This is a genomic window from Lysinibacillus sp., assembly GCF_032093475.1.
GTDB lineage: Bacteria > Bacillota > Bacilli > Bacillales_A > Planococcaceae > Lysinibacillus > Lysinibacillus irui.
On the sequence record NZ_DAMDAY010000192.1, the window covers coordinates 1 to 4,848 of the forward strand.

At 39.7% G+C, this 4,848-nt stretch carries 5 protein-coding genes; 3 read left to right on the top strand and 2 right to left on the bottom strand.

Annotation, left to right across the window (positions count from 1 at the left end; all coding sequences use genetic code 11):
- Positions 1-27 precede the first annotated feature (27 nt).
- Both RT445_RS22995 and RT445_RS23000 read left to right on the top strand, forming a co-directional pair.
- Positions 28-993 (top strand): alpha-E domain-containing protein, encoded by a 966-nt coding sequence (locus tag RT445_RS22995; protein ID WP_274797197.1) that lies wholly within the window; start codon positions 28-30, stop codon positions 991-993.
- A gap of 61 nt (positions 994-1,054) precedes the next feature.
- Complete coding sequence (locus RT445_RS23000; RefSeq protein ID WP_313471672.1) at positions 1,055-1,909, top strand: transglutaminase family protein; 855 nt, start codon at positions 1,055-1,057, stop codon at positions 1,907-1,909.
- 78 nt (positions 1,910-1,987) lie between these two features.
- On the opposite strand, the gene RT445_RS23005 is transcribed toward RT445_RS23000, so the two are convergent.
- A complete protein-coding gene (locus tag RT445_RS23005) occupies positions 1,988-2,863 on the bottom strand; it encodes a tyrosine-type recombinase/integrase (protein WP_274797194.1) in 876 nt (291 codons plus the stop codon).
- Between the two features lie 364 nt (positions 2,864-3,227).
- Between RT445_RS23005 and RT445_RS23010 the strand changes: the two genes are divergently transcribed.
- Positions 3,228-4,022 (top strand): enoyl-CoA hydratase/isomerase family protein, encoded by a 795-nt coding sequence (locus RT445_RS23010; RefSeq protein ID WP_274797193.1) that lies wholly within the window; start codon positions 3,228-3,230, stop codon positions 4,020-4,022.
- 47 nt (positions 4,023-4,069) lie between these two features.
- Here the strand turns inward: RT445_RS23010 and RT445_RS23015 are convergent.
- A partial coding sequence (locus RT445_RS23015) for a hypothetical protein (protein ID WP_313471674.1) occupies positions 4,070-4,848 on the bottom strand: 779 nt, incomplete at its 5' end.

A 4,848-nucleotide genomic window follows, 5' to 3' on the forward strand; every position in this document is an offset into this window, starting at 1 on the left:
CGTGGATTTTAAAGGAGGAGTTGCAGCATGCTAAGTCGAGTAGCCGACGCGTTGTACTGGATGGCTCGGTATAGTGAACGCTCACAAACAAATGCACATATATTACAGATACAGCTGTTGAATATGTTGGAGCAATCTGGGCAAGAACATGACTATATTGATCATTGGGAGGCAGTGTTAAATATTTGCGCCTCCAAGGAGGAATATTTAGACAATTACAATACAGTACGAGTTAACCCATTGATTGACTATCTTCTATTTTCTGAAAAAAATAGTAATGCCCTCCACGCCACATTACGTGCGATTCGAGAAAATGCACGGGTAACGCGTGATAGTCTACCAACTGAACTATGGGAAATTCAAAATGACTTTTATTTAACAAAGCGACAGGCCATACTGACAAGAGAACGGCCAATCCCACTCATTGAGCTTCAGGCATTTTTACAGGAAGTGCGGAAAACGTTATGGATGGAAACGGGATTGATAGAGAGTACAATGGATCGTGCGCTCCCCTATTATTTCATGCAGGTCGGGAAATGGCTTGAGCGCGCAGAAAAAACAATTCGCATGACAGTCATTATTGTAGAACAGCAAAAGCAAGCGGGATTATCGTTAGAAGAACGTGATGGTGCATTTTTATTAGAGCTTGCGGCAGCAAGGGAGTCTTTTATGCGCAAGCATCGCCAAACAAATTTACAGACGGTCATTCGCTATTTAGTACAAGATGAGCATTGCCCAAGTTCTGTCATGTACTGTTTAAAGAAAATAGAAGATGCGATAATGGCTATTGAACATGATGCACTATCCTCAAGATTTTTAACACTTCAATGGAATATTAGAAGCCTTATCTTAGCTATCGATCACATTGATTTTTGGCAAATGACTATTGAAGAAACCATTACTATAATGGAGGAAAGATTGTCTCAATGTATTGCTTTTAGTGATACTTTTTCGACAATTTATCATTTATATGAACCCAGCGTACAACCTTGAAAGGAATCCACCACAGCTCCCTTTCAACAGGCAAGTCAGTAAGCAGAAGGAAGCGGACACGATGAAATTTGAAATTCAGCATATAAACGTTTTTCAATATGAATCTGAAGTCGACCAAAGTTTAAATACGATCCGTTTAAAGCCACGTAGTGATGAGCGTCAGCGATTATTATCCTATCGAATTGCCATAACGCCATCCTCTCTTACCCGTGAGCATACAGATATATGGGGTAATACAGTTGGGTCTTTTTATATACCAGAGCAGCATCAAACATTAGAAATTCATACATCCTCGATTGTCAGTATTCAGCGTGCACCCTTTATTCATCGTATTCAGTATTCGCCTGAAATGCAGACAATCTTTCATTCACAGCTATTTTACGAGCATTATTTACCGTATTTAAAAGGAACTCATTTTACATTTATGACGGATCAGCAATTAGAGGAAGTCTATCATGCAATCGGTCATGCTGAAAATCCTGTGCTCTTTTCACTTAATTTAATGCAATATTTATATGCAAGCTTTGAATATGACCCAACAGCAACAGATGTAACAACAACAGCAAGTGAGGCTTTTGCATTAAAACGAGGTGTTTGTCAGGATTTCACCCATGTAATGCTTGCTGTTTTGCGTGCAAAAGGAATCCCTGCTCGTTATGTCAGTGGCTACTTATATGTAGATGAAAATTCGGCCCTTATTGGCGATATTGCGACACATGCATGGGTAGAGGTCATGATACCAGGTATAGGCTGGATTGGCCTTGATCCAACAAATAATGTGGAAGTTTTAGAAAACCATATTATTTTATGTATTGGTCGCGACTATAGTGATATAAGCCCCGTAGAAGGAGTTTATACTGGAGGAAAGCATGATTTAACGGTAAAAGTCAGTGTGAAAGCATTAAATCATTTATAAAGAACAAGAAAGAGTCAGTGGAGCATAAAAAACTCCACTGATTTTGCGTTTAAGGCATATAATGCGGTCTCACAGATTTTATTCGAAGCGCTGCTGTCTTTCTGTCAGCACCCATTTCCGTACATAGCCCATTTCTTGTTGAATATGTTCCAGTGTTTTATCTTGTTGAAATGACCGTTGCATAACGGTATAACGCAAATCTGTTGCTCTTACATTTTTACCTATATCTTGAGACATCGTTTGGAAAATACGCTCCACTGTCTTCGTTGAAATTGGCTTTGCCACACTCGCCTCACTTACCCAAATCCATTCCCCAACCTCTTGTCCATGTAGGTGTGCTGTCTCTTTTTTATATTGTGCTAGCATGTCCATAAGTACGGCTGAGCATTTTATTTCTCGACGCCCATTCCGATTGGCAATAAAAATAGTCGCATGTTCTTCGATGATGTGCGACCATTTCATGCGCACAAGCTCTGCTGGCTTACAACCTGTTTCCATCAACATTTGAACAATGGCACCATTACGTCTCGCCAGCCAGGCATGCTCCTCTGTTTTGGCATATTGAAAATAAGTTGGCCAAACATTGGCAATGAGCATGATCTGTTTATTTGTCAGTACTTGTAATGCCTCTTTTTGTCTTTTTTTGGGCTGTAATATAACTTGATAATCAAAAGGCTTTACCCATTCACGTAGAAAAATAAAGTCAACAAAGCCTCGTAAAGTCGCTATTTTATGATTAAATGTATTGATATTGCTGTAGGTTTCCTTTAGATAGTCACTATAAAGCTTAAGTAAATTCTTTAATTGATGATCCACATACAAGTATTTCTGTTCATGGGCAAACGTTAAAAATTGCTGTCCATCCATGTTGTACTGCTTTTTTGTTGCAGCACTTTTTTTTAGTGATTGCAGCAGTAAAAAGTAACTATCCCATGCTTCCTTGAGTGTCACCATATGGCCCCTCCTTGTTTACTGTGCGTAGTATGTTTATATTTTACTATATTTTGGGTGCGTCAGTTCATAATTAAATACAATTAATTTAGTGTCGGATAATCTGTATTATCATTACACACACCCGCTTCTTGCAGCAAGTGCTCCTTACATAAACAAGAAACATATGTTCTTACATTTAATTTCTCACATCTTTTACTTTCTTACAATAGTAAATTTCTTCCCCCTGTTCTATTACAAATGCTATCTTTTCCTTCTATTTTCGTGTAACAACGCAACCTTATATGAAAATTCGTATAATTCCGTGATTATTTTTCATTGTGTTATATAATAAAGACAGAAACTAACATGTAGGGGGCTTTCTACTATGCAAGTAAAGACGACTCGATTGGAAGCAGAAGATGCAAAAATTATTTATCAAGAAACAGCTGGTCTAGCCATTATTACGATTCACCGACCACAAGCCAAAAATGCGTTAACCGCAAACATGTGGGATCAATTAGCGAAAATAGCTCTACAAGTATTAGACAATCCTAAAAATAAAGTCCTTATTTTACGAGGCTCTGGCCAAAACTTTACCGCAGGCTCTGATATTAAAGAATTTAATGCCATCTCCCTCGACAAAGCCGAAGAAGCGTTTGTACATATGGAAAAAACCATTTCCACCATTGAGCGCTTACCCATTCCTACGATTGGCGTCATTAATGGGCCTGCGATGGGCGCTGGCTTAGAATTAGCCTTAGCCTGTGATATCCGTATTGGCTCCGACAAAGCGAAACTTGGTATCCCTGTCGGAAAATTAGGCATTACTTTAAATAATAAATTTGCGCAGCGTTTAGTACAGCTAGTAGGTCCTGCCACAACAAAGGATTTGGTCTTTACCGGTCGAATGTTTAAAGCCGAAGAAGCCTTCAAGCTAGGAATGCTCAACTATTTGGTAGCTGAAAAAGACTTAAATAAATATATGATCCGTATGGGCAAGCTCGTTGCAGGGATGTCGCCGGAATCCTTATTAGCTGTTAAACAATCCGTGCAAGAATGTCTTGATAGTGTGCCAACATTATGGCAGGGCTCTACACCATTTGTGGGCAGCGATTTTGCAGAGGGTTGCCGTGCCTTTGTTGAAAAACGCCAGCCGCACTTCACTCGACAGCCGAAATAAAAAACAGGTACTCTTTTCGCCCTGGTGCGATGGGGAGTACCTGTTTTTTATGATTTTTTCTTTTGTAAAGCCACTTTGACCTGAACATGGATCGCATCTAATTCATAGCCAAAATGCAGATAAAACGACTCCTGCACCGCTCGTTGAAGTTCCAATACATGCGCTGCTAATGGGTAATCGATCGGCAGCTTCACCTGAATAGTGAGGATCGCTTCAGCCTGATCACCTAGCACAAATTGAGCGTGCTCTACCTTTTGGACAATGGCTTGTTGATTACAGCAATAAGTCAGTAAATCAACATAGACATGCTTGCTAATCTCGATATACTCTCGCTGAAAATCAGGTCGCACAATGGTCGTTTCCCCGATTTTTTCACGTTTTGATGAAAAAATTTCCATCCCCTTTTGCACTAACCGTTTAAAGAAATTTTGCTCCACTTGTCGGTATGGAATGGGCATAACATGCTTACCTTGTGTTTGTCGGATAAAACGAGCTTTTTGAATTTCCTTCAAGGAACGAACATCTTCCACCTGATAATAGTGCTCAATAGGTCCAAGCTCCAGCTGCTTCGCAATGCTCTTCGTCATTTTAGTAGAGGTCCCAATCAGCAAAATAGCCTCCACCTTATAGCTAGCTAACGCTTTTTTAACTGCCTCTCGATGTTCTTGCTCGGTAAAAATAGCACGCCGAACAGCGGTAATCGTATTTTTTTCAAATTTCGCTGAAACGCCAGCGACTTTTACACCATTAATAATAAGTAATCCATCATCAATGATGGCCTCTACACCTAATTTATGGGCAAAGGCAAGTGCACTAGTACTTTTGC

Bases quoted from the DNA above. Each gene is read 5' to 3' on its own strand.
- RT445_RS22995 (WP_274797197.1), top strand. From the start codon at position 28: ATGCTAAGTCGAGTAGCCGACGCGTTGTACTGGATGGCTCGGTATAGT.
- RT445_RS23010 (WP_274797193.1), top strand. From the start codon at position 3,228: ATGCAAGTAAAGACGACTCGATTGGAAGCAGAAGATGCAAAAATTATT.
- RT445_RS23005 (WP_274797194.1), bottom strand. From the start codon at position 2,863: ATGGTGACACTCAAGGAAGCATGGGATAGTTACTTTTTACTGCTGCAA.
- RT445_RS23000 (WP_313471672.1), top strand. From the start codon at position 1,055: ATGAAATTTGAAATTCAGCATATAAACGTTTTTCAATATGAATCTGAA.